Below are 23,841 nucleotides of genomic sequence, written 5' to 3' on the forward strand. Positions count from 1 at the left end.
AATTTGTAAAAGAAATTGTTATCTGATATAATATGAATATTATTAATCACACTGGTAAGGGGGTAGTGAATTATGGAAGAAAATATATTAAATGAAGTTCCTACAGAGGAAGAAGTTGGTATAGTAAGAATATCTGACGAAGTTATTGGTGTAATAGCTAGTCTTGCAGCATCAGAAATAGAAGGTGTTGCAGGTATGAGTGCTGGATTAGTAGAAGATATAAGTAAAAAGCTTACTGGTAAAAAGAATATATCAAAGGGCGTTAAAGTAACTATGGATAACGATTCTGCAGTAATAGATTTACATATGTCCGTGGAGTATGGTATAAAGATACCGGATATGTGTTTAAAGGTGCAGAAAAATGTTAAGAACACTGTTGAAACTATGACAGGTTTAAATGTATCATTAGTTAATATTAACGTGCAGAATATTATATTTCCTAAGATGAACAAAGAAGAGGAAATAGAGTAATTTTAAACACCCTCTAGTGAAGAGGGTGTTTCCATGTGTAAAATTAACTTATCCATGTCATGATGTGGAGTTTAATTTCAATTTTAAAAACATAATATATTAATAAGAAGATATAAGGAGCTTATACATAAGAAACTCCCATTTAAGTGGTTTTATATAGATAATTCATTTATAAAAGGTTACAAAAAACTTATTAGGATAAATAACAAACAAGAGATATTTTATGGAGGTATATATATGAATAGAAGAAAAAGTAGAGAGATAGCAACTAGGTTAATATTTGAAATGTCAATTAACAAGGAGAGTTATGTAGACATTATTGAAAATTTTCGCGAAAATACAGAGGAAAAAATAGAGGATATAGACTTTGAATATGTAATAAGAGTATTAAAGGGAGTATCTGAAAATGAAGCTCAAATTAATGAAACTATTACTAAGTATCTAGTAAAATGGAAATTAGAAAGATTACCAAAGATGAACTTAGCTATACTGAAAATGGCAACTTATGAAATCTTATTTGATGAAGATATTCCAAACAAAGTTACTATTAATGAAGCTATAGAACTTGCAAAGAGGTATGGAGATGATAATGCACCATCATTTATAAATGGGGTGTTAAATAATTTAATTAAAAAGTAGGTGTATTTATGGGAACAAAATTAAGTGGAAAAGACTTGGCAGTTCAACATAAAAGCGAAATTAAAGAATTAATTGCAAGCAGAGTAATAAAAGGGAAAAGACCTCCAAGGCTAGTATCAATAATTGTTGGTGAAGATGGAGGATCTATTTCATATACTCGAGGACAAAAAAAGGTAAGTGAGGAGCTTGGAATATTGTATGAAACAAAAATGTTTTCAGAAAATATTTCGGAAGATAAGCTTATTGATGAAATTAAAGAGTTAAATGAAGATAATTATGTTGATGGAATAATAATTCAATTACCTCTTCCAAAAGCATTAAATGAAGAAAGAGTTTTAGATGCTGTTGATGTAGAAAAGGATGTAGATGGACTTACAGATTTTAATCTAGGAAAGATGTATAAAGATAAAAAATCTTTCATGCCATGTACAGCTAGGAGTGTTATTGAACTTATTAAATCTCAAGTAGATATAAAGGGAAAAGAAGCAGTAATAATTGGACGAAGCAACATAGTTGGAAAGCCAGCAGCTTTTTTACTTCTTAAAGAAAATGCTACTATTACTATATGTCATTCAAAAACTATAGATATAGAAAGTGTTTGTAAAAAAGCAGATATTTTAGTTTCTGCCATAGGAAAACCTGGCTTTGTAACTAAAGATTTTGTTAAAGAGGGAGCCATAGTTATAGATGTAGGAACTACTATGGTGGAAGGTAAGGTCAAAGGCGATGTAAACTTTGAAGAAGTATTAGAAGTGGCTAGTTTAGTAACTCCAGTACCTGGTGGGGTAGGCGCTATGACAACAACTATGCTTATGAAGAATACCTGTGAGGCATGGTTAAAAAATGTACAGTAAAATTTTAACAGTGACAGCAGTAAATAGCTATATAAAGAAAGTAATAGATAATGATTTTATACTTAAAAATTCTAATATCAAAGGAGAACTATCTAATGTAAAAATCCATAGCAGTGGTCATATATACTTTTCATTAAAGGATAGTTTTACAAAGCTTAAATGTGTAATGTTCAAGACAAGAGCCATGAATTTAACATTTATACCTAAGGATGGAATGAATGTAGTAGTGTCTGGGAATATATCTATCTATGAGAAAGAAGGAACCTACCAACTTTACTGTAACACTATGGAGGTAGAAGGGGAAGGAGAACTCTTTATTGCATTTAATTTATTAAAAGAAAAGTTAGAGAAAGAAGGACTTTTTGATAATAATTTAAAAAAGGCAATTCCATCCATGCCAAGAAGAATAGGAGTAATTACTTCACCTACTGGTGCAGCAGTAAGGGATATAATTAAAGTAGCAACTAGACGAAACCCAAACATTGATATTTTAATATATCCATCCTTAGTTCAAGGGATCAATGCCAGTAGAGATATAGCTGCTGGTATAAAAGCTCTTAATAATATTGAGGATGTAGATATGATACTTTTAGCTAGAGGTGGTGGCTCAATCGAAGAGTTATGGGCCTTTAACGAGGAAGAGGTAGCGAGGGCTATTAAAGCCTCTAAAATTCCGATTATTACAGGAGTAGGACACGAAACAGATTTTACAATAGCTGACTTTACAGCTGATTTAAGGGCAGCCACTCCTTCCCATGCTGCTGAAATTGCAGTATACAGCTTAGAGGGTTTTAAGGAAAAATTAAATGGATTAAGAGAAGAAATAAAATATGCTATAAGTAAAAATATTAATGATAAATTTAATATTCTTAATAATATGCTTAATAGATTATTGTTATATAGCCCTGAGAATTATGTGGTAAATCAATATGATAAGTTAGATAATCTAAAAAGTAAACTAGTGTTTACTATGGAGTTAAGGCTTCAAGAGGAAAGAAATAGATTAAAGGTTATAAGCCATAGATTAATTGGAAATAACCCATTAAACATATTAGAAAAGGGGTATAGCATTATAAAAAGTCCAGAGAATCAGCCTATAGAATCTTTAGAAAAATTGAAAAAGTATGGAGTTGTAAGGATTACCATGAAAGATGGTCATGGACTATTTAAAATAGAACAGGTGGAGGAATAACATGGCTAAGAAAAAAGAAACTTATGAGAGTAAGGTCCTCAAGTTAGAGGAAATATTGCTTGAAATGGAAAATAGAGAAGTTACTTTAGATGAGGCTATTTGTAAATATGAAGAGGGAATGAAGCTTTATAGTGATTTATATAAGACTCTTCAAGAAGCAGAAGGAAAAATAAAGATATTGACAGATAAAGGTGAAGAAGATTTTCATCAGGAAGATTAATTGTATTTTGTGAGGGATTAAATATGAATATTAATATCTATAAGGAAAAAATAGAAAGTTGGATGGAAAACTATTTTAAAACTAAAGATGTTGGTGATAGTTCCATGTTAGAACCTATAATATATAGCTTAAAGGTTGGGGGTAAAAGAATAAGACCTATTCTTATGATTTGTACTTATAATATGTATAATAATAGTATAGATGAAATCCTTCCTTTTGCTGCATCTATGGAGATGATACACACCTATTCATTAATACACGATGATCTTCCATGTATGGATGATGATGATTTAAGAAGAGGTAAACCAACAAATCATAAGGTGTATGGAGAAGCTATGGCTACTTTAGCTGGAGATAGTTTACTAAATGAGGCTATGAATGTTATGTTTTCACAATGTCTAAGTGGGGAATTGAAAAAAATTAGAGCAGCAGCGATTATTTCAAAGTCATCAGGTATAGATGGTATGATAAAGGGTCAAATTATAGATATAAGAAGTGAAGGTCAAAAAATAAATGAAGAAATTCTTTTAGAGATGCACAAGAATAAAACAGGTCAGCTAATATCAGCTTCTATTATTGCAGGGGCTACAATGGGAGAGGCTCCAGAAAAAGATTTGGAAACTCTTAAATCTTTTGGAGAAAAACTAGGTCTTGCATTCCAAATTAAAGATGATATTTTAGATGTTGAAGGAGATTCGAAATTACTAGGTAAAACTCAAAGTGATGGAGAAAATGATAAAGCGAATTTTATTACCATGTATGGAATTAATAAGTGTAAAGAGTTTTGTAACAATTTAACTCAAGAATGTTATGAGCTTTTAAGTAGCATAGAAAGAGATACAAAAGAACTAGAAGATATAACTAAGTTTTTGTTGGAGAGAGAATACTAATCTACTAAAACAAATGACTCTAAGCACATTTAACTTTATCCGATGACTACCAGCTCTAATACTCCCATCTTTTTCAAATCGGGAGTTAAGAGCTGGTACGTCTCTGGATAACGATTTCTCCTAAAGGACAACGAATTCTAAGTATCAAATTAATTGACACTTAGAATTCTGTTAGTAAGTTTCAAGGAAGCTAAGAAATCTGTTAATAAAAAAAGTAATGTCAATTAATTATAGTTATGCTATAATTAATTTAATGAGGTGGTGCAGTATTCTAGTCAGGTAAGTACTTTTGAGGACGGGGCTAAAAATCCGTTGAAGGGCACATCGATGAAGTTCCTTGTGCTGGCCTGTAACGCCCAGTTGTGGGCTTGTGCTGGGAGTAAGGTTGTGGGGCGACCGCAAAGGCATGCGACATCGACCCTACAATCGTGGAGACCAATGTTTGTGCTTTGGGAGAGATACCCACGGTACGGCACTGGATTAAACCTGCATTGTGGTAAACGAGCTATGTGCAGAGTAGCCTGCCTTGAGTGAGGTGGGTAGAGGTGAGAACAAATCTTGTTACCCCGGCCAGGGTAATGGGGCTATTGCTTGCTAAAACCCATGTTGCAAAAGAGGATAAGAGAGTACCTAACTGTCGAGGAAATCTCCTAGACTGTTCCATGTGAAGCATATTAAGGATTGCAGTGTGGACTAAGTGGTAATCTAGCCCTGTAGTTGGAAACACTATAGATAGAGCATTAAAGGGAAACCGTCAAGATGGCGACATCTTGATTACTCTATGGGAAATCCTGCTAGACCTAAGCCGCAAATTTTACTTAGTATGCTACCACCTTTATCTATTTTGGAGGGTAAAATTGGAAAGCGATAGTAGTAGGCGGAATAAAAAAGCCAAAAACAAAGAATGTAAGAAAAAAAATACAAAAGAAGCATTATGGATAACTAAAATTACAATTTATACTATAATTATTAGTGGAACTGCTTCACTTTTATCAGAATCTACACTTCCAAGGGTTAATGCTTCCTTAGCGTTTACCATATTAGTGTTGATTATTTTTTTAGGCGTAATTTTTGATGTGATAGGTACAGCGGTTACGGCAGCAAATGAAATTCCATTTCATGCCATGGCTGCAAAGAAGATAAAAGAAGCAAAGATAGCAGTGAAGATGATAAGAAATGCAAGTAAGGTTTCAAACTTTTGTAACGACGTGGTAGGAGATGTGTGTGGTATTATAAGTGGAGCTGTAGGTGTAGTAATAGTAGCAAAAATATTGCAACTTTACCCTTATGGTTCTGAAATATTAATAGCATCTGGTATTAGTGCAATGATAGCAGGAGCTACTGTTGGTGGAAAAGCAATAGGAAAAAAATTCGCAATTACAAATAGTAATAATATATTATATGCAGTTGCAAAAGTAATATATTTTATAAAACGAGGTTAAGGCAAATGTCAAAGTATTTAGATAGATATGAAGATTTTAATGAAATAAGAAACATGAAAATAAATGAATTGGAAGAATTTGCAGAAGAAATACGTCAATTTCTGATCACTCAAGTCTCCAAGACGGGAGGACACTTATCATCTAATTTAGGTGTAGTTGAATTGACTATGAGTTTATTTAACGTATTTGATTTTAACAAGGATAAGATAATTTGGGATGTAGGACATCAATCTTATGTTCATAAAATATTAACAGGACGTAAAGAAAAATTTGATACCCTTAGACAATATAAAGGTCTTAGTGGATTTCCTAAAACAGAAGAAAGTAAGTATGATATGTTCAATACAGGACATAGTAGTACATCTATATCGGCAGCGGCAGGGATGGCAAGGGCTAGAGACATAAAAAATGAGAAACATGATGTGGTAGCTGTAATTGGAGATGGAGCCCTTACTGGCGGAATGGCTATGGAGGCTTTAAATGATATAGGATATAATAAAACTAAGATGATAGTAGTATTAAATGATAATCAAATGTCTATTTCACCAAATGTTGGAGGAATATCCACATATCTAAATGATTTAAGGATGGGAAATGCTTATAATAGAGTTAAAAGTGATGTAAATGCTACTTTGGAGAAGATACCAAAGGTAGGAAAAAGTATGATTAATTCTATAAATAAGATGAAGGATTCTGTAAAGCAACTTATGGTTCCTGGAATGCTTTTTGAAAATATGGGTTTAAAATATTATGGACCAATAGATGGCCATGATATTAAAGAGATGAGTAAGGTACTAAAAAAAGCTCAACAGGTAGAAGGCCCAGTAATTATTCATGTAATAACTAAAAAAGGTAAAGGTTATGAGTATGCAGAGGAGTTCCCAGATAAATTTCATGGAGTAGGACCTTTTAATTGTGAAAATGGACAGCAACCTTCAAAGGCTAGCAAATCCTATTCAGAAATTTTTGGTGATACTATGGTAAAATTAGCAGAAAAAAACAGAAAATTAGTAGCTATAACTGCAGCTATGCCAGAGGGAACAGGACTTGAGGGATTTTCTAAGGAATTCCCAAAGAGATTTTTTGACGTAGGTATAGCAGAGCAACATGCGGTAACCATGGCAGCAGGTATGGCATCACAAGGATTAAAGCCTGTATTTGCAGTGTATTCTACTTTTCTTCAAAGAGCCTATGATCAAGTTATTCATGATGTAGCAATACAAAAATTGCCAGTGGTAATTGCTATAGATAGAGCGGGTATTGTAGGTCAAGATGGAGAAACTCACCAAGGGGTATTTGATTTATCTTACTTAACACACATACCAGATATGACAATAATGAGTCCTAAATGTACTGAAGAGTTAAGGTATATGCTACAGTTTGCAGTTACACAAAACTATCCTATAGCTATAAGATATCCAAGGGGTGGAGACTTATCTAATATTAAACTTTCACCTATGACTTTCTTTAGAAAAGGTAAGTGGGAAGTTTTAGGTAATAAATCTGGAAAAGTGGCAATAATAGCAGTAGGTAAAATGGTTCAGAATGTAATTATTGCTAAAGAAATGTTAAAGGAGAAAAATATAGATTGTACAATAGTAAATAGCTGTTTTGTAAAACCTATAGACACTGAATTGATAAAAGAACTAGTACAGTCAGGATATGATTTAGTTACTGTAGAAGATAATATGATATCTGGTGGTCTTGGAAGTGAGATATTAGAGTATTTAAATAGGGAAGGGTTACTTAAGAATAATATTTTAACATTAGGATTTAAGGATAAATTTATACAGCATGGAGATGTTAATATATTATATAATCTTAACAAATTAGACCCAGAAGGAATTTGTAGTAGTGTAGAGGAATTTTTAACTAAGGAGTAAGCATGTTAAAGGAAAGAGTTAGATTAGATTTATTAGTAGTAAAAAAGCAATTAGCAATTTCTCGTGAAAAAGCTAGAGAATATATTTTATCTGGAAAAATATATGTCAATGGAAAAGAAGAAAGAAAATGCGGGCTAAAAGTTGAAGAAACTGCTGAAGTTGAAATGTGTGGGGAAGTAATTCCCTATGTAAGTAGAGGTGGACTTAAATTAGAAAAAGCCCTTAAAGATTTTAATATAAATCTTAAAGGGCTTAAATGCTTAGATATAGGAGCATCTACTGGAGGATTTACAGAATGTATGCTTACTAGTGGAGTCATTAAGGTATATGCAATAGATGTAGGTAAAGATCAATTGGCAGACAAACTTAAAGGGGATAAAAGAGTTGTTTCTATGGAAAGCACAAATGTAAGAAATCTTACAATAGAACAAATTGGTGAATCCTGTGATTTTGCATCTATAGATGTATCTTTTATTTCATTAGATAAAGTAATACCTCATGTTATTCCACTTTTGAAGGACGTGGGAGAAGTGGTAGCACTTATAAAACCTCAGTTTGAAGCTGGTAGAGGAAAAGTTTCTAAAAAAGGGGTAGTAAGGGATAGTAAAATCCATGAAGAGGTTATTTTAAATGTAGTAACTTTTTTGAAGGAGAGTCACATTAATATATTAAATTTAACTTATTCAGGCATTAAGGGTCCTAATGGAAATATAGAATATCTGATTAATTTTACTAAAGATTTTAATAGAATTGGAAATTTTAACAGCAATAGTATAGGAAACATTGTAAAAAATGCTCATGAAAAACTTACTGTGGAGGATATATGAAGAGTATAGGTATTAACATAAATTCATCTAAAGATAAGAAGAATACAATACTAAACTATGTTCATGATCTAATAAAGGAAGAATTTCCTGAAAGTGAATTACACATATTTAAAGATGCTGAGGGATTGGAGCTAGAAGAAAACAAAAAATTAGATTTACTCGTTACCTTAGGTGGGGATGGAACTATCTTAAGAGCAGCAAGAAAGATATATAAATATGGAGTACCAATTCTTGGAGTTAATATAGGCCATTTAGGTTTTTTAACTAGTGTAGAACTAACAGAAGTTAGTGAAGCTATTAAAAAACTTAAAAATAATGAATTTAAAATCATGGAAAGAATGATGATAAAGGTTACTATTCCTAAAAAAGATAGTGAAAATGTCCATGTAGCTTTAAATGATATAGTTATAACCAAAGGGATTCTAAGCAGAATGTTGACTTATAATATATTTGTAGATGGAAGCTTTTATAGTAGCTATAAAGCTGATGGGTTAATAGTATCTACCCCTACAGGCTCTACAGCCTATTCTTTATCAGCGGGGGGGCCAATAATCTATCCAACTATGGAGCTAATAAGTTTAACTCCTATTTGTCCTATATCTAATGGAGTAAAGACGATTATTTTAGATCCTCATAACAAGATAAAAATAATATTAAATACTAATGAAGATAACGTATTCTTAACCTGTGATGGGCATTTAGAATTAGAATCAGATAAATACAATGAGATGATAATTGAAACAATTGAAGATAAGTGTAAGATTGTTCAATTTAAGGATTATGATTATTTTAAAATATTAAGAACGAAAATAATTTCAAGATCTATGGATTGTGAGGAGAAAATATATGAAAGAAAATCGCCATAGTATAATATTGGATATAATAAAAAATGAAGATATTGAAACTCAAGAAGATTTAGCTGATAGATTAAGAGCTAAAAATATAAATGTAACTCAGGCAACTGTATCTAGAGATATAAAGGAATTAAACTTAATTAAAACCTTATCTCATACAGGAAGATACAAGTATGCACAAGTAAATTCAAATAACAACTCAACTATTAGTGCATTGGCATACATATTTTCAAATACAGCTATATCTGTTGAAAAAGTAGATAAAATTTTGGTTGTTAGAACAATTACAGCATCAGCTCAAGTTGCAGCTGAAGCAATTGACTCTTTTAAATTAGAAGGAATTGCAGGAACGATAGCTGGAGATAATACTATTTTTATCTTGGTAAGGACTGACGAAAAAGCCGAGGAACTTAAATTAGAAATAGAAAAATTAATAAAGTAAATGAGGAATGGTATAAATGCTTTTACAACTTAATATTATGAACTTTGCTCTTATAGAAAAACTATCCATAGATTTTTCTAAGGGATTTAATGTTTTATCAGGAGAAACAGGAGCAGGTAAATCTATATTAATTGATGCTATTAGCTTTGTTCTTGGAGGTAAATTTAATAAGAATTTAATAAGGGTAGGAGAAGATAAAACTGTAGTAGAAGCAGTTTTTTCTATTGAAAATCAAAGAACTAAGGCTATTTTAGAAGAATTAGATATTATTGATGAGGGAATAGTAATACTCAGTAGGGAAAGCTTTCACTCAGGTAAAACCATAGCAAAAGTAAATAATAAAACCTTATTGCTATCTAAAATAAAGCAGGTTAGTGAAACTTTAATTGATATTCATGGTCAACATGAAAACCAAAATTTATTAGATAGTTCAAAGCACATAAATTATGTAGACTCATTTGGCCAAGATTTATTGGTGAATAAGCTTGAAGAATACGATAAATTTTATTTAAAATATGGTGAAGTTGAAGAAAAAATAAATAGACTTCAAGGAAACGATGGAGAAAGAGAGAAAAAAATAGATTTTCTAAAGTTTCAAATAGATGAAATTAATAGCATAAAACCTAAAATAGGTGAAGATGAAGAGTTATCAAAAAAATTTAATATGTTATCTAATGGAGAAAAAATCAAAAAGGCGTTAGAAAAAAGTTATATGCTACTTAAAGAGAATGATGAAAGTAGGATTTCTATTATAGATTCCTTAATGTATGTTATTAGAGAACTTAAGTCTATTGAAGCTCATCATGAAGAAGTTAAATCCATAGTAGATTCTCTGGAGGAATCATATTACTTGTTAGAGGATAATACTAGAACTCTTAGTGACTTAAAGGATAATACAGACTATGATATAGGTGAATTGGAATTTATAAATTCTAGAATGTATCAATTATCTGCTTGTAAAAAGAAATATGGACCTACTTTAGAAGATGTGCTAGTGTATAAAAATAATATAGAAGAACAATATTTCGAATTAATAAACAGTGGAGAGATTATAGAAGAATTATTAAAACAAAAGAAAAAGTTATATGAAAAATTAGAAGGAATAGCACAGGAATTACATAATTTAAGATTAGAAATAAGTGAAGTACTAGAAAAAGAAATAAAAAAAGAATTAGATTATGTAGGTCTTGAAAAAAGTAGATTTAAAATAGAGGTAGCATATACAGATAATCTTAATTATAAAGGTAGAGACAAGATACAGTTCAACATTTCCACTAACCCTGGACAGCCATTACAGCCTTTAGAAGAAGTGGTTTCGGGTGGAGAATTATCAAGGATTATGCTAGCACTTAAAACTGTGTTTGTAGATAAAGACCAAATTCCATCTGTAATATTTGACGAGGTAGATACTGGAATAAGTGGTAGGATAGCTCAAAGAGTAGGAGAAAAAATGGTGCTTATTTCTGAAGCTCATCAAGTATTTTGTATAACTCATTTACCTCAAATTGCAGCACTAGCAGATGTGAATTATTTAATTGAAAAAAACAGCGATGAAGTAAATACGTTTACAAAAGTTAAGAAGCTGAAGGATGATGAAGTGGAACAAGAAGTAGCTAGAATAATTGGTGGTAGCGAAGTTACGGCTATAACTATTGAAAATGCAAGAGAGATGATTTCAAAAGCAAAAGAAATAAAAAGTGATTTAAGACAATAAACAGAGTTCTTAGATTTTATTATAAATTTTAAAAAATAAAAATTAAAATGTGAATATATACTATAAAAATGTTTAACACTATAAACTAAGTATAACTTTAGTTTATAGTGTTTTATTTTCATGTTCTAAAAAATTCAATTAGGAAATCTTTTTGGGTTTAAAAGAAAAAGAACTCTAACATAAAAATTTCTCATAGGGGAAAATTAAAGTTAAACATTCTTTACAGGAGGTAAAGCATTATGAAAAAATTTAGTAATATTTTATTCTTGATATTTACTACAACCTTCATACTAATATCTATAAATTGCTATACTGATATAATTAATAGATATTTTAATGAAGCAGTGCCTTCAATAAATAATTATTCAAGTGCTATGGACTATAAATTAAATTTTTCAGAAGCTACTAGTCTAAAAAAGGTTAATTATGCTAAAACCTCCGACATAATGGTTTACCCAGGAGGAAAACCTTTAGGAATTAAAATTAATACAAAAGGAGCCCTTGTTATTGCTTTGTCAGATATTGAGGTAGATGGTAATAAGGTTCAAAGCCCAGCTGCTATTTCTGGAATAGCTATAGGAGATAGTATTACAAAAATTAACAATGAAACAATAAAAAGTGCCGAAGATATAGCTACTTATGTAAATAGAGCAAAGGGAGGGCAGGTTAAAATTACAGTAAATAGAAAAGGCGAAGAAATGAATTTTGTAGTTAATCCAGTGGTCAGTAAGAAGGATGAAAACTATAAAATTGGATTATGGGTTAGGGATTCTGTGGCAGGTGTGGGAACTTTAACATTTTATCATAAAGAAAGTGGGAAGTTTGGAGCACTAGGACATCCTATAACAGATATGGATACCAATACTATTATGAGTGTTGGGAAAGGTGAAATTGTAGATTCTAATATAGTGTCAGTTAGGAAAGGAGCTAAAGGTAGTCCAGGTGAACTTAGGGGGATTTTTACAGATAGTAATAAGACCTTAGGAATAATTAGATTAAATACCCCTGTTGGAGTATTTGGAGAAGGTAATGATAATTTAATATGCAATAATTATAATAAGCCTATGAAGGTAGGATTTAAAGATGAAGTTAAGGTAGGAAAAGCACAAATTCTTACAACTATAGATGGAGAAGAGCCTCAATTATTTGACATAGTAATAGAAAAATTATTAAATCAACAAGAACCAAATGGTAAAAGTATGATAATAAAAGTTACAGATCCATTGTGCATAGAGAAAACAGGTGGGATTATTCAAGGTATGAGTGGAAGTCCAATAATTCAAAATAACAAAATAGTAGGTGCAGTAACCCATGTTCTTGTCAATAAGCCTGATACAGGATATGGAATATATATGGATTGGATGATAAATGAAGCAGACATTAGGAAATAAATAAATATTATCAATTACACTTAAAAAATACAAAAGGCTATATAATAATCATAAATAATTAAATAAAAACAATCTATTTATATAAAATTACAATAGGTTGTTTTTATTTGACTCAAAATGATGTTATAATATAAGAAAAGGTTGAATTTTAAAAAAATTTATTTTTTTTTAGGTAGTAGAAGGAGTTTTATTACTTTTGTCGAAATTATATATCTATGATATGGTAAAAATTACAAAAAGGGGAGTTGTGGAATGGAGCAAAGAAGCATTAATGTGCTAATTGCAGATGATAATAAGGAGTTTTGCAATATTTTAAGTGATTATTTTTTAAGTCAAAAGGACATCAACGTAGTTGGTGTAGCAAAAGATGGAGTAGAGGTTTTAGAACTTATTGAACAAACTAACCCTGATTTAGTAGTTCTAGACATTATAATGCCTCATTTAGATGGATTAGGAGTTCTTGAGAGATTAAATACAATGAATTTAAATCCAATGCCTAGAATAATTATATTATCAGCAGTAGGTCAAGACAAAATAACTCAAAGAGCTATATCTTTAGGAGCTGATTATTATGTAGTTAAGCCTTTTGATATGGACGTATTATCTAATAGAATTAGAGATATGTTTAATAATTCAATTTCAAGTGATACAGTTAGAAAAACACCAGTTACTAATACAACTAGTTCTTCATCATTAATGATGGATGCTAAACCCAAATCAAATAGTGGATCTATGGATTTAGAATCAGAAATTACTAATATTATTCATGAAATTGGTGTACCAGCTCATATTAAAGGGTATATGTATTTAAGAGAAGCCATAACTTTAGTGGTAAATGACATAGAATTATTGTCAGCAGTAACTAAAGAACTATATCCAGCAATAGCTAAGAAATACAATACTACTGCAAGTAGAGTAGAAAGAGCTATAAGACATGCTATAGAAGTTGCATGGGGTAGAGGACAGGTTGATACTATTAATAAGTTATTTGGATACACTATTCATAATGAAAAGGGTAAACCAACAAATTCAGAGTTCATTGCAATGGTAGCAGACAAGCTAAGACTTAAAAATAAAGTATGCTAGAAGTTTAATATTATTAGGTTTATAGTAAAATTTAAGTCGATTAATTATTAAAGCTAAGGCAACAAATTGTTTTTACACCAACAATATATAATTAAAAATTATAGACATCTTTTAATTTGAAAAAATTGAAGGTGTCTATTTTATGTATGATAGGTTATTATATATTGTGAGGAGTGGTGATGATGAAACTTTTTGAGAAAACTATTAGTGAAGAATATAAGTTTAAAGGAACAGTAATAAATTTAAAAGTGCAACAAGTGGAACTTCCTAATGGAAAAGTGGGAAAAAGAGAACTTGTAGAACATCCAGGAGCAGTTGGTATAGTAGCTTATTTGAATTCAGATACTATACTTATTGTGGAACAGTTTAGAAAAGCATTAGATAGAGCAATTTTAGAAATACCAGCTGGAAAAATAGAAAAGGGAGAAGATATTAAACTATGTGGCATTAGAGAATTGGAAGAAGAAACTGGATATAGGGCTAAAAAATTTCAGTTCTTAGGTAAAATAGCTACAGCACCTGGATTTTCAGATGAATATATATATTTATATAAGGCTACTGAGTTATATAAAGGGAAAGTTAATAGAGATGATGATGAATTTATAAATGTAAAATTATATAGTATAGATAAAATTAAAGAAATGGTTAAAAGTGGAGAAGTTATAGACGGAAAGACCATTGCAGCTTTAGCATACTTGTAAAAATTAAACAAAATGGAATATTACCCTTGGGTTAGGCATAAATATAAATTAATTCTTAAATAAACTAAGGGGGAATATGTATGACATTAAGAAGCATAATAGATAGTTTTAATAAACATTTTTATGAAAATATTTGGATGTATTTATTAACAATATTATTTATTGCCACTGGGATGATTCTAGGTCTCTATTGTGTTAAATATATGGGGGATGTGGACAAGAGTACCTTAATTAACTATATAACTGCTTTTGGATCATCATCGACCTTAGATGGATTATCTAATAAAGAAATATTAATGGGTACTTTAAAAAATAATATACCCATTATAATTGGATTTTGGTTCTTGGGATTAACAGTGGTAGGACTTCCAATAATTATTTTGATTAATATTTACAAAGGATTTTCTTTAGGATTTACTTTTAGTTTTTTTATATATGGATTAAAAGAAAAAGGATTACTCTTATCACTTTTAGGTGTTTTACCACAAAACCTTATATATATACCATGTTTAATATTTTTATCAGTATTATCTATTGAATTTTCTATAGGTATAGTAAAAGAAAAATTTACAAAGAAATATTCACCTAATACTGGTTCAGTAAAAAATTATACTATGATGTTTTTAATTGTCACAGGAGTTATGTTCATTGGATTTTTATTTGAGTCTTTTATAACGCCTATACTTATAAATTTTGCACTAAAGGGGTTAGGGGCATAAAAGTATGAAAGATGACATTAAAAAGTTCTTAATTATATACGCAGAGTGCTTTATAATTATATTTGTCATGGGGGGAGTACTGCCTAATATATTAGATTATGTACTGAATTATTTTTATAAACCTGGAATTTATGAAAATAGTATTTTAGTTGGCAATGAACTAATAAAACCTTTAGAAATATTATATAATTATATTCATATATTTAATTCCATATTGAGATAAAGGAATAATATAGATAAATAAATTCAACTAATAAATTGACATATTTCAATAATAATGTACTATTATATTATGTGCCATTGCTAAAAAAGATGGAAGTTTAGCAGTGACACATAATTTATTTTATTTAGTTATATATTTTGAAACAACTGTGGTAAAATATAATATATCAGTGACTAAGAAGAAAGGAAGTATATCATGGATAGAAAAGTAGTTTTAGTTGTGCTTGATAGTGTTGGTATTGGAGAACTTCCAGATGCAGAGCTTTATGGAGATAAAGGTAGTAATACTTTAGGTAATATAGCAAAACATGTTAAAGGTTTTTCTATTCCAAACTTAGAAGCTTTAGGAATTGGTTCCATAGAAGGCGTGGAAAACCTTATTAAGTGCGAAAATCCAGAAGGAATTTATGGAAGATGTAGTGAACTTTCAAAAGGAAAGGATACTATTACAGGACATTGGGAAATGGCAGGAGTAATTTTAGAAACACCTCTTCAAACTTATCCTAATGGTTTTCCAAGAGAAATTATGGATGAATTTGAAGCTAAGATAGGAAGAAAGACTTTAGGAAATGTAGTTGCTTCTGGTACAGCCATCATTGAGGAATTAGGGGAAGAACATATAAGAACTGGATACCCTATAATCTACACTTCTGCAGATAGTGTATTCCAAATTGCAGCTAACGAAGATGTAATACCTTTAGAAGAATTATATAATATGTGCAAAATTGCAAGAGAAATGTTAGTTGGAGATAAGATGGTAGGTAGAGTAATTGCCAGACCATTTAAAGGTATGAAAAAAGGTGAGTTTGTAAGAACAGCTAATAGACATGATTATGCACTAGAGCCTTTTAATAAGACTGCTCTTGAGTATGTCAGTGAAGCTGGCTTACCTATGGCAGCTGTAGGTAAGATTAAAGATATATTTACAGGAAAAGGTGTTACAGAATCAGTATCTATAAAGGACAATATGGATGGGGTTGATAAAACTTTACAAATGATGAAGTCTCATTCTAATGGATTCATATTTACAAACTTAGTAGATTTTGATATGAAATTTGGACATAGAAATGATGTAGAAGGATATGCTAAGGCTTTAGAAGAATTTGATGATAGATTACCAGAAATTAAAGAAGCTTTAGGAGATAATGATGTATTAATCATTACTGCAGATCATGGATGTGATCCAACTACAGAAGGTACAGATCATTCCAGAGAATATGTGCCTGTACTTGTATATGGAAGAAATCTTAAGGAAGATATAAATCTTGGAACTAGAAATGGATTCTGCGATATAGGTAAAACTGTATTAGATTTACTTGATATTGAAAATGATTTAGTAGGAAAAAGCTTCAAAGATTTAATTGTATAGCTAGTAATCTAGGTTTAAAAGAGTTTTAGATAGTATAAAAATATAAAGACAATAAGAATAATAAAAATTTTAATACACAAATTACAATATATAAATTCCTTAAAGGTAATAATATATTGTAATTTGTTGTTAATATTATTTATTTAACTAACTAGTCAAACAAATAACATTAAGATAAATTAATAAGCTGATAATATAGAGTATAACTAAATAAAATTATATAACTGTGAAGAAGAGGAGAAATTATAATGGATATTAAATTAATTAATGAGAGTGTAGAATACATAAAGGCTAAGTTAAGCTTCCAACCAGAAATAGGTATTATCTTAGGCTCTGGTCTTGGTGATATGGCTGACAAGGTTGAAGATAGGGTGGTAGTAAAGTATTCAGAAGTACCTAATCTTCCGGTATCTACAGTACAAGGTCATGCAGGACAATTTGTATGCGGAACTTTAGAAGGTAAAAAGGTTATCATGATGCAAGGTAGATTTCATTATTACGAAGGCCATCCTATGAGCGTATTAGCACTTCCAATCCATATCATGAAATATTTGGGTGTTAAGTCCTTGATAGTAACTAATGCTTGTGGTGGTGTTAATACTAGCTTTGTACCAGGTGATTTAATGATGATTACAGATCATATAAACTTTGCAGGTACAAATCCACTTATAGGTAAAAATGAAGAAGAAATAGGAGCAAGATTCCCAGATATGTCTACAGCTTATGATAGAGAATATTTAAAACTAGCAAAAGAAGTTGGAGCATCTCTTAATATAGAATTAAAAGAAGGGGTTTATATGATGTTTACAGGTCCAGTATATGAAACTCCAGCAGAGGTAAGAATGGCAAGAATACTAGGTGCTGATGCAGTTGGAATGTCAACAGTTCCTGAAGTTCTTGCAGCTAATCATTGTGGTCTTAGAATACTAGGAATTTCATGCATAACTAACATGGCAGCTGGAATCTTAGACCAACCATTAAATCATGAAGAAGTAATAGAAACTTCTGCTAAAGTAAAATCAAAATTTGTTTCTTTAGTGAAAGGAATAGTTAGAGAATTATAATAGTGGGCCATTACAAACAAAATTAAATATAAAGGTATAGAGCGGGGTGTGATTTATGAGAATGTATGATTTGATTCTAAAAAAGAGAAATGGTGGAGAGCTTTCTACAGAGGAAATAAATTATTTTGTAGAGAGCTATACAAAGGGAGAAATTCCAGATTATCAAGTATCAGCTCTTTTGATGGCTATATATTTTCAAAAGATGAATAAGAGAGAAACTTCAGACTTAACAATGGCAATGGTACATTCTGGAGATATGTTAGATTTAAGTGAAATTCAAGGCGTTAAGGTAGATAAGCACAGTACAGGTGGAGTAGGAGATACTACGACTTTAGTGCTTACACCTATGGTAGCAGCATTGGGGATACCAGTAGCTAAGATGTCAGGGAGAGGCCTAGGGCATACTGGAGGAACCATAGATAAGTTAGAAGCTTTCAAAGGTTTTTCAGTGGAGATGCCAACAGAAAAATTCATTAATAATGTTAACACTATTAAAATTGCTGTGGGAGGACAGACTGGAGACTTAGCACCAGCTGATAAGAAGTTATATGCCTTAAGAGATGTTACAGCAACCGTTGATAATGTTTCTTTAATTGCATCTAGCATTATGAGCAAAAAAATAGCTTCAGGAGCTGATGCTATAGTTTTAGATGTTAAGGTTGGAGATGGAGCTTTCATGAAAAATACAGAATCTGCTAAGGAATTGGCTACAGAAATGGTTTCTATAGGAAAACATATTGGGCGTAATACTATGGCAGTAATTTCTGATATGGACCAACCATTAGGTTTAGCTATAGGTAATGCTTTAGAAGTAGAAGAAGCCATAAATACATTAAAGGGAAATGGTCCCGAGGACTTATTACAACTTTCTTTAGTTTTGGGAAGTCGTATGGTAATGTTAGCAGGAAAAGCAAGTACTGCGGAGGAAGCTGAAGCTATGTTAAAAGAGACTATAACTTCAGGAGCAGCTATAGAAAAACTCAAAGAGTTTGTTAAAGCTCAAGGTGGAGATATAGACTGTATCGATAATACAAATTTATTACCTAAAGCTAAGTATGTAGTACCGGTAATTGTAGAAAATAGTGGAGTGGTTAAAAAAATCCATGCTGAAAACTTAGGAATAGTTGCAATGGAACTTGGAGCAGGAAGGGCCACTAAAGAAAGTAAAATAGATTTAGCAGTGGGAATAGTTTTAAATAAAAAACGTGGTGATAAAGTAGAAAAGGGTGACACCATAGCATATATTCATAGTAATAATGAAAGCCTTATTGAAAAAGCTAATGAGGGTATCTTAAAAAACTATGAAATAGTTGAAGGCTATAAAAATGACATACCACTAATCCATGAAGTAATTAGTTAGTATATATTAATATAAAATGAAGCTATATAAAATNNATTTTATATAGCTTCATTTTATTTTTAAAGTAATATATGCACCTTGAGGATATAAATTCTATATTAGGGAACTCTAAATAGGAAGAAATTTAGAAAATAAAATTTCTAAATTTCTAGGATAATTTTTAAGATTGAGGTAAAAATAACCTCATAATAATTGTTTTGGAGGTCGGTTATGAAAAAGAATAAATTTGTTTTAACTTTATTATTATCCGTACTACTTTCATTGCAGGCTATAATCCTTCCAACAGCCTTTGCTGATGATGAAATAAAAAATGAGCCTGCAGATAATGTAATAGGATTTGAGCCACAGGCAAAATCTGTAATACTATTAGAGCCTAATTCAGGTAAAGTTATTTATGAAAAAAACGCAGATGAACAGTTTGCACCTGCTTCGGTTACTAAGATAATGACTATGCTACTTGCTATGGAAGCCTTAGATGATGGAAGAATAACTCTTCAAGATAAAATAGTTTGTAGTGAAAAGGTTAAATCCATGGGCGGTAGTAGTATGATATTGGACACAGGAGAAGTAAGAACTGTGGAAGAAATTCTAAAAGGTATAGCTATAGCATCAGGAAATGATGCAGCAGTTGCAATGGCGGAGTTTTTAGAAGGCAGTGAAGAAGCTTTTGCAGTAAAAATGAATGAAAGAGCTAAGGAACTTGGAATGACTAATACTCACTTTGAAAATGCTACAGGTCTTAGTGCTCCAGGACATTTAAGTACTGCTAGAGATATTTCCATAATGTCTAGAGAGCTTTTAAAACACCCAATAATATTAAAATATTCATCTATATATATGGAAACTATATCAGAAGGTAGAAAAACACCAATTGAATTAGTTAATCATAATAAGTTGGTGAGATTTTACAAAGGGTGTGATGGACTAAAAACAGGATTTACACAAGAAGCTATGTATTGTATATCTGCTACATCAACTAGAGACAATGTAAGGATGCTTGCAGTAATAATGGGAGCACCTACATATAAACAAAGAAATGCAGATGCAAGTAAGCTTATGGATTTTGGATTTTCTAAATACCAAAGTAAAACTATAGTAGCTAAAAATGTAGATGTGCAACAAATACCATTAAATAAAAAAGGTGATTCTTTCTTTATAGCAAAAGCAAAAGATGATTTAAAAGTAACCATAGAAAAAGGCACTGAGGAAGAATTAACAAAGAAAGTAAATATTAATCCTGAACTGAAAAAAATAAATGCTGGTGATGTTGTTGGATATTGTGAAGTTTATAATGGAGATGAATTACTAGGAAAAGTAGAATTATATAGTGATAGGGAAGTAAAACAATCTCAGTTCTTTAAAAATGTTAAAGATATATTTTCAAATATATTTGATCATTCAATATAAGTATATTAAATCTTTAAATATTAATAATATAGAATAAAAAATAAATATCTGTAAAAAATATATATAAAGGTTAATTTAAAATTCAGTTTAATGCTATAGTTATCAGTTACAATATACAACCCCAAATGTATAATGCTGATATAAAAAGTCACTCTAAAATTTTTAGGGTGATTTTTTATTTTTAAATGAACTACAGTAATTTTTGATTCCAAAATAACAATTGTCATAATTGAAAGATGTGGTTTTTACTATTGTAAATTTAACTAAATTTAGAGTATAATTTAAAATGAGTGTTTTCATGCTAAAATATATATTGAAGTTTTTAGTATGCAGATAAATTTGTTGTAAGGAAGGTGAAATCATGGCATTAACAATTAAAACTTCAAACTTTGAGGGGCCCTTTGACCTTTTATTACACTTAATAAAAAAGAACCAAATGGATATATATAATATAAGTATTTTAGATATAACAAATCAATATATAGGATATCTAAATGAAATGAAGGAATTGGATTTAGATATTGCATCAGAGTTTATTGTTATGGCTACTACATTAATTGAATTAAAATCTAAGGTATTACTTCCTAAAAATAAGGAACCAGAGATTGAAGAGGTTGATGATACACAAGAGCTTATAGATAAATTAGTTCAATATAAAAAATTTAAAAATATAGCTGAATTTTTGGGCAAGAGACAAATGAATACAGGCATTATATTTACTAAAAGGCCTGAAATAATTGAAGATACCAGAGAAAAAAAGCAAGATGCCAAAGAGCTACTTAAGGGCATAACCATGATGGATTTATATAATATGTATATTGAACTTATGGAAATATATAAAAATAAGATGAATGAAACCTTCAACATAGAAGACAGAGTACAGGTTGAGTTATTTAAAATAGAAGATAAGATGGATTACTTAAAAGACGTATTAGTGCATAGTAAAAATACTACCTTCACTAGTATAATAAAGGAGAGCAAAAGTAAAACGGAAATCATTGTAACCTTCTTAGCCTTGTTAGAGTTAATAAAGCTTAAGGATGTACGAGTAGTTCAACATGGTAACTTTGGTGAAATATATTTAGAAGGAGTGATGGGGGATGAATGAACATACTAATTTAAATCATGAAGATGTAGAAGTTAATGATAAAATTTTAAGTAGAGTAAATAAAGAAGATGGAAGCATAGATATTGATCCTAGAAATAAAATAGAAGAGGTTCTTCAAGAATCAGAACATCAGTTAAATTATCTTATAGATGAATCTAAATATGAAAGATATTTTTCTATAATAGAGTCTTTATTATATGTAACTGGAGACCCATTGGAAGTAGACACTATAGCAAGTATTTTAGAATGTTCAGTAGAATTTGCTACAGAACTTTTAAAGGTTTTAGAAAAGGTATATGAAAGAGATGAGTCTAGGGGGATAAAACTAATATGTATCAATAAGGCTTATCAGCTTGGTACAAAACCTATAAATAGTGATTATCTTCAAATGCTGTTAAAGACAAATATTAGACAATCCTTATCTAGGGCTGCTCTTGAAACCCTATCTATAATTGCTTATAAACAACCAATAACTAGAATAGAAATTGAAGACATAAGAGGAGTTAAAAGTGATAGAGCTATTAGTACTTTAGTAGAAAAAGGACTTATAAAGGAATCAGGAAAGAAAAGTGTTATAGGAAGACCAAATCTTTATGCTACTACTGACGAATTCTTAAAGCATTTTGATTTTACATCTTTAGGAGAGTTACCATCTTTAGATAATTTTATTGAAGATGAAGAGCTAGTAGAATTAGAGGAAAAGGATATTGAAGAAAAGAAGTTCTAATAATATTATGGCTATATTTAAAATAAAATCTAAATCTTAAATAAATATTGAGGATGTACTTATAGTATTAAAATACACCTCAATATTATAAAAAGATTAATGAATTATTTTAAGATAGCCTTTTTTCTTAGAGTTAATCACAAGGGTCGCATGGGTTATAGACTTCAGAATAATTATCACCATTGACTTTATCTTTGTTAAATAGCCCAGAAATCATATCAATGGCTTGAGGCATTGCATCCATTATCTTATCGTATGGATTATACTCAGTCACGGAAAGAAATCTTATGGTATTTTTGTGTACTACTAAGAACCCCACTGGTTTTAAGGAGATTCCAGCACCAGATCCACCAGCAAAGGGATGCCTGTTAGAGGAATCTAAGTTAGTATCCTTAAATTCACTTCCACCTGAGGCAAAACCAAAGGATACCTTTGAAATTGGAATGATTGTGGTACCATCAGGTGCACTTACAGGATTACCGATAACTGTATCCACATCAATCATATTTTTAATATTTTCCATAGTCGACTTCATTAAATTTTCTATTGGATGACCGTCCATCTAAAATTCCTCCTTTAAATTCACTTTATCAAAGGAAGAAGTTTTTCGTACTTTGATAAGGTGATAAAAAATTACAATAACCATGTATATAATTTTTGCTATATTTATAAAAATTATACTAGTACTTTCAAATTTAAAGAAATTTTTATTATATTTAATATTGATAGTAGGAGTAAAATTTTTAACTTTAAAAAATAGATTTAAAATTGTTGAAATAAATGCTGTAATTTGATATAAAAAGCCGTAAGTAATAGCGTTTATAGCAGCATCTTCTATAGAGTAATCCACTCTAAATTTAGTGCGTATAGTAAATTTAAATTTAGAATTAACAAAGAGTTCTATTATTCCTTTCAAATCTTTAAATTTTAATTTTGAAATTTTTTCTTCGTTAGGAGTTTTTACATAATCACTCCATTTGTTTTCATTTTTAGCCCTATTTTTTTTAGTTTTTGATGGAATTATTACTTTATTATATATTTTTAAGGTAAAAATTTCATTAGCATATATAAGTGTTATTTTTATTGGAATAGGAAATAATAAGACCAGTGTAACTATGGCTAAAATCCATAAAAAACATTTCATTAGTATACTAAACCTCCATAGTTTTATATCTGCAATTCTATCCAACTATGATTTATATATTCATGGTAAATAAAAAAATAAAACTATTTGAGAATAAGTCACAAATTTAAGTTGG

At 30.2% G+C, this 23,841-nt stretch carries 25 protein-coding genes; 23 read left to right on the plus strand and 2 right to left on the minus strand.

What is annotated here, in order from left to right:
- Nucleotides 1-72 precede the first annotated feature (72 nt).
- The 23 genes from B3B03_RS11845 to scpB all read left to right on the plus strand — a co-directional run bounded on the left by B3B03_RS11845 (nt 73) and on the right by scpB (nt 22,582).
- Nucleotides 73-471 carry an Asp23/Gls24 family envelope stress response protein gene (locus B3B03_RS11845; RefSeq protein WP_035129363.1) on the plus strand — a complete coding sequence of 133 codons (399 nt, stop codon included), beginning with the start codon at nt 73-75 and terminating at the stop codon, nt 469-471.
- A 237-nt stretch (nt 472-708) separates the two neighbouring features.
- Nucleotides 709-1,110 (plus strand): transcription antitermination factor NusB, encoded by a 402-nt coding sequence (gene nusB / locus B3B03_RS11850; RefSeq protein WP_346847950.1) that lies wholly within the window; start codon nt 709-711, stop codon nt 1,108-1,110.
- A gap of 8 nt (nt 1,111-1,118) precedes the next feature.
- Nucleotides 1,119-1,964, plus strand: a complete 846-nt coding sequence (locus B3B03_RS11855; RefSeq protein ID WP_346847951.1) for a bifunctional 5,10-methylenetetrahydrofolate dehydrogenase/5,10-methenyltetrahydrofolate cyclohydrolase — start codon at nt 1,119-1,121, stop codon at nt 1,962-1,964.
- Nucleotides 1,954-3,156: an exodeoxyribonuclease VII large subunit gene (xseA, locus tag B3B03_RS11860; protein WP_346877412.1), complete on the plus strand. Its 1,203-nt coding sequence runs from the start codon at nt 1,954-1,956 to the stop codon at nt 3,154-3,156. Before B3B03_RS11855 ends, xseA begins: the two co-directional genes overlap by 11 nt.
- Before the next feature lies 1 nt (nt 3,157).
- A complete protein-coding gene (xseB, locus tag B3B03_RS11865) occupies nt 3,158-3,376 on the plus strand; it encodes an exodeoxyribonuclease VII small subunit (RefSeq protein WP_035129370.1) in 219 nt (72 codons plus the stop codon).
- A 23-nt stretch (nt 3,377-3,399) separates the two neighbouring features.
- The gene (locus B3B03_RS11870) at nt 3,400-4,266 is read left to right on the plus strand and encodes a polyprenyl synthetase family protein (RefSeq protein WP_346847953.1); all 867 of its coding nucleotides are present in this window, start codon (nt 3,400-3,402) and stop codon (nt 4,264-4,266) included.
- An 857-nt stretch (nt 4,267-5,123) separates the two neighbouring features.
- Nucleotides 5,124-5,708 carry a hypothetical protein gene (locus B3B03_RS11875; protein WP_346847954.1) on the plus strand — a complete coding sequence of 195 codons (585 nt, stop codon included), beginning with the start codon at nt 5,124-5,126 and terminating at the stop codon, nt 5,706-5,708.
- A 5-nt stretch (nt 5,709-5,713) separates the two neighbouring features.
- On the plus strand, nt 5,714-7,591 hold the full coding sequence (gene dxs, locus B3B03_RS11880; protein WP_346847955.1) for a 1-deoxy-D-xylulose-5-phosphate synthase: 1,878 nt from the start codon (nt 5,714-5,716) through the stop codon (nt 7,589-7,591).
- 2 nt (nt 7,592-7,593) lie between these two features.
- Nucleotides 7,594-8,418 carry a TlyA family RNA methyltransferase gene (locus B3B03_RS11885; protein ID WP_346877413.1) on the plus strand — a complete coding sequence of 275 codons (825 nt, stop codon included), beginning with the start codon at nt 7,594-7,596 and terminating at the stop codon, nt 8,416-8,418.
- Nucleotides 8,415-9,284 (plus strand): NAD(+)/NADH kinase, encoded by an 870-nt coding sequence (locus tag B3B03_RS11890; RefSeq protein ID WP_346847957.1) that lies wholly within the window; start codon nt 8,415-8,417, stop codon nt 9,282-9,284. Before B3B03_RS11885 ends, B3B03_RS11890 begins: the two co-directional genes overlap by 4 nt.
- Nucleotides 9,265-9,714, plus strand: a complete 450-nt coding sequence (locus B3B03_RS11895) for an arginine repressor (protein WP_346847958.1) — start codon at nt 9,265-9,267, stop codon at nt 9,712-9,714. Before B3B03_RS11890 ends, B3B03_RS11895 begins: the two co-directional genes overlap by 20 nt.
- 16 nt (nt 9,715-9,730) lie before the next feature.
- Complete coding sequence (gene recN, locus B3B03_RS11900) at nt 9,731-11,428, plus strand: DNA repair protein RecN (protein ID WP_346847959.1); 1,698 nt, start codon at nt 9,731-9,733, stop codon at nt 11,426-11,428.
- A gap of 236 nt (nt 11,429-11,664) precedes the next feature.
- Complete coding sequence (gene spoIVB / locus B3B03_RS11905) at nt 11,665-12,819, plus strand: SpoIVB peptidase (RefSeq protein ID WP_414632284.1); 1,155 nt, start codon at nt 11,665-11,667, stop codon at nt 12,817-12,819.
- 252 nt (nt 12,820-13,071) lie between these two features.
- Nucleotides 13,072-13,905: a sporulation transcription factor Spo0A gene (gene spo0A, locus B3B03_RS11910; RefSeq protein WP_150844952.1), complete on the plus strand. Its 834-nt coding sequence runs from the start codon at nt 13,072-13,074 to the stop codon at nt 13,903-13,905.
- Nucleotides 13,906-14,087: 182 nt separating this feature from the next.
- Nucleotides 14,088-14,606: an NUDIX hydrolase gene (locus B3B03_RS11915; RefSeq protein ID WP_346847961.1), complete on the plus strand. Its 519-nt coding sequence runs from the start codon at nt 14,088-14,090 to the stop codon at nt 14,604-14,606.
- Between the two features lie 80 nt (nt 14,607-14,686).
- Nucleotides 14,687-15,325: a stage II sporulation protein M gene (gene spoIIM, locus B3B03_RS11920; RefSeq protein ID WP_346847962.1), complete on the plus strand. Its 639-nt coding sequence runs from the start codon at nt 14,687-14,689 to the stop codon at nt 15,323-15,325.
- Between the two features lie 4 nt (nt 15,326-15,329).
- On the plus strand, nt 15,330-15,548 hold the full coding sequence (locus B3B03_RS11925) for a hypothetical protein (RefSeq protein WP_346847963.1): 219 nt from the start codon (nt 15,330-15,332) through the stop codon (nt 15,546-15,548).
- A 195-nt stretch (nt 15,549-15,743) separates the two neighbouring features.
- Nucleotides 15,744-16,916: a phosphopentomutase gene (locus B3B03_RS11930; RefSeq protein WP_346847964.1), complete on the plus strand. Its 1,173-nt coding sequence runs from the start codon at nt 15,744-15,746 to the stop codon at nt 16,914-16,916.
- 248 nt (nt 16,917-17,164) lie between these two features.
- Nucleotides 17,165-17,980 (plus strand): purine-nucleoside phosphorylase, encoded by an 816-nt coding sequence (locus B3B03_RS11935; RefSeq protein WP_346877414.1) that lies wholly within the window; start codon nt 17,165-17,167, stop codon nt 17,978-17,980.
- A 55-nt stretch (nt 17,981-18,035) separates the two neighbouring features.
- Entirely contained in the window at nt 18,036-19,340 is a 1,305-nt protein-coding gene (locus tag B3B03_RS11940) for a pyrimidine-nucleoside phosphorylase (RefSeq protein ID WP_346847965.1), read from the plus strand.
- Between the two features lie 210 nt (nt 19,341-19,550).
- Nucleotides 19,551-20,747, plus strand: coding sequence for a D-alanyl-D-alanine carboxypeptidase family protein (locus B3B03_RS11945; RefSeq protein WP_346877415.1), 1,197 nt, complete (start codon nt 19,551-19,553; stop codon nt 20,745-20,747).
- Nucleotides 20,748-21,108: 361 nt separating this feature from the next.
- Nucleotides 21,109-21,855 carry a segregation/condensation protein A gene (locus B3B03_RS11950; protein WP_035129401.1) on the plus strand — a complete coding sequence of 249 codons (747 nt, stop codon included), beginning with the start codon at nt 21,109-21,111 and terminating at the stop codon, nt 21,853-21,855.
- Nucleotides 21,848-22,582 carry an SMC-Scp complex subunit ScpB gene (gene scpB / locus B3B03_RS11955; RefSeq protein ID WP_346847967.1) on the plus strand — a complete coding sequence of 245 codons (735 nt, stop codon included), beginning with the start codon at nt 21,848-21,850 and terminating at the stop codon, nt 22,580-22,582. Before B3B03_RS11950 ends, scpB begins: the two co-directional genes overlap by 8 nt.
- Nucleotides 22,583-22,715: 133 nt before the next feature.
- On the opposite strand, the gene ytfJ is transcribed toward scpB, so the two are convergent.
- Both ytfJ and B3B03_RS11965 read right to left on the minus strand, forming a co-directional pair.
- A complete protein-coding gene (gene ytfJ, locus B3B03_RS11960) occupies nt 22,716-23,144 on the minus strand; it encodes a GerW family sporulation protein (RefSeq protein ID WP_346847968.1) in 429 nt (142 codons plus the stop codon).
- Nucleotides 23,145-23,726 carry a DUF2953 domain-containing protein gene (locus B3B03_RS11965; RefSeq protein ID WP_346847969.1) on the minus strand — a complete coding sequence of 194 codons (582 nt, stop codon included), beginning with the start codon at nt 23,724-23,726 and terminating at the stop codon, nt 23,145-23,147.
- Nucleotides 23,727-23,841: the final 115 nt, after the last annotated feature.

The sequence above is a fragment of the Clostridium sp. UBA5712 genome (genome assembly GCF_002419845.1).
Lineage (GTDB): Bacteria > Bacillota > Clostridia > Clostridiales > Clostridiaceae > Clostridium_J > Clostridium_J sulfidigenes.

Coding starts and splice junctions, on each gene's coding strand:
- B3B03_RS11885 (WP_346877413.1), top strand. CDS start 7,594: ATGTTAAAGGAAAGAGTTAGATTAGATTTATTAGTAGTAAAAAAGCAA.
- B3B03_RS11950 (WP_035129401.1), top strand. CDS start 21,109: ATGGCATTAACAATTAAAACTTCAAACTTTGAGGGGCCCTTTGACCTT.
- B3B03_RS11925 (WP_346847963.1), top strand. CDS start 15,330: ATGAAAGATGACATTAAAAAGTTCTTAATTATATACGCAGAGTGCTTT.
- B3B03_RS11940 (WP_346847965.1), top strand. CDS start 18,036: ATGAGAATGTATGATTTGATTCTAAAAAAGAGAAATGGTGGAGAGCTT.
- B3B03_RS11965 (WP_346847969.1), bottom strand. CDS start 23,726: ATGAAATGTTTTTTATGGATTTTAGCCATAGTTACACTGGTCTTATTA.
- B3B03_RS11870 (WP_346847953.1), top strand. CDS start 3,400: ATGAATATTAATATCTATAAGGAAAAAATAGAAAGTTGGATGGAAAAC.
- B3B03_RS11845 (WP_035129363.1), top strand. CDS start 73: ATGGAAGAAAATATATTAAATGAAGTTCCTACAGAGGAAGAAGTTGGT.
- nusB (WP_346847950.1), top strand. CDS start 709: ATGAATAGAAGAAAAAGTAGAGAGATAGCAACTAGGTTAATATTTGAA.
- scpB (WP_346847967.1), top strand. CDS start 21,848: ATGAATGAACATACTAATTTAAATCATGAAGATGTAGAAGTTAATGAT.
- B3B03_RS11855 (WP_346847951.1), top strand. CDS start 1,119: ATGGGAACAAAATTAAGTGGAAAAGACTTGGCAGTTCAACATAAAAGC.
- B3B03_RS11915 (WP_346847961.1), top strand. CDS start 14,088: ATGAAACTTTTTGAGAAAACTATTAGTGAAGAATATAAGTTTAAAGGA.
- spo0A (WP_150844952.1), top strand. CDS start 13,072: ATGGAGCAAAGAAGCATTAATGTGCTAATTGCAGATGATAATAAGGAG.
- B3B03_RS11895 (WP_346847958.1), top strand. CDS start 9,265: ATGAAAGAAAATCGCCATAGTATAATATTGGATATAATAAAAAATGAA.
- B3B03_RS11935 (WP_346877414.1), top strand. CDS start 17,165: ATGGATATTAAATTAATTAATGAGAGTGTAGAATACATAAAGGCTAAG.
- B3B03_RS11890 (WP_346847957.1), top strand. CDS start 8,415: ATGAAGAGTATAGGTATTAACATAAATTCATCTAAAGATAAGAAGAAT.
- B3B03_RS11930 (WP_346847964.1), top strand. CDS start 15,744: ATGGATAGAAAAGTAGTTTTAGTTGTGCTTGATAGTGTTGGTATTGGA.
- recN (WP_346847959.1), top strand. CDS start 9,731: ATGCTTTTACAACTTAATATTATGAACTTTGCTCTTATAGAAAAACTA.
- dxs (WP_346847955.1), top strand. CDS start 5,714: ATGTCAAAGTATTTAGATAGATATGAAGATTTTAATGAAATAAGAAAC.
- spoIIM (WP_346847962.1), top strand. CDS start 14,687: ATGACATTAAGAAGCATAATAGATAGTTTTAATAAACATTTTTATGAA.
- B3B03_RS11945 (WP_346877415.1), top strand. CDS start 19,551: ATGAAAAAGAATAAATTTGTTTTAACTTTATTATTATCCGTACTACTT.
- xseB (WP_035129370.1), top strand. CDS start 3,158: ATGGCTAAGAAAAAAGAAACTTATGAGAGTAAGGTCCTCAAGTTAGAG.
- xseA (WP_346877412.1), top strand. CDS start 1,954: ATGTACAGTAAAATTTTAACAGTGACAGCAGTAAATAGCTATATAAAG.
- ytfJ (WP_346847968.1), bottom strand. CDS start 23,144: ATGGACGGTCATCCAATAGAAAATTTAATGAAGTCGACTATGGAAAAT.